A 524-nucleotide genomic window follows, 5' to 3' on the forward strand; every position below is an offset into this window, starting at 1 on the left:
ACGGCTCACCGCAACGGTGGCAGTCGATGTACACGAGACGTCTGTGGATCAGCGATCTCATCGTGCTCGTCTGGGTAGTTTTCGGAACACAGATCTTCTGGTTCGGCACGGGGAACGCTGCACTAGCCTTCGCGCGCGACGGAAGGTTGACAGCCATCTCCTACTGGTTCGCCTCGGCGCTCCTCGTGGCGCTCTGGTGGTGGGCACTGTCGCTCGCGGATTCCCGCAGTTACCGTGTTATTGGCACGGGGTCGAGCGAATACATCCGAGTGATTGACTCCAGCATCCGCCTGTTCGGCATGATTGCGATCGTCGCATTCTTGTTCCAGGTCGATATCGCGCGCGGCTACCTGCTTATCAGCTTGCCGCTTGGCATCATCATGCTCGTTCTTGTCCGGTGGCTCTGGCGACACTGGCTCTTCGCAAAGCGATACAACGGGCAGTACATGTCGCGTGTGCTCCTCGTCGGGTCAGAAAGCTCGGTTGCTCAGATCGCCTCTGAGCTGCAGCGCGCCCCGCGGGCT

At 60.1% G+C, this 524-nt stretch carries 1 protein-coding gene; it reads left to right on the plus strand.

Going from position 1 to position 524, the window contains the following annotated elements:
* Window positions 1-26 precede the first annotated feature (26 nt).
* Window positions 27-524: nucleoside-diphosphate sugar epimerase/dehydratase (locus AC3ENO_RS14935; RefSeq protein ID WP_434971354.1), on the plus strand; the 498-nt coding region annotated here is incomplete at its 3' end.

Source organism: Microbacterium sp. bgisy207, from assembly GCF_057706855.1.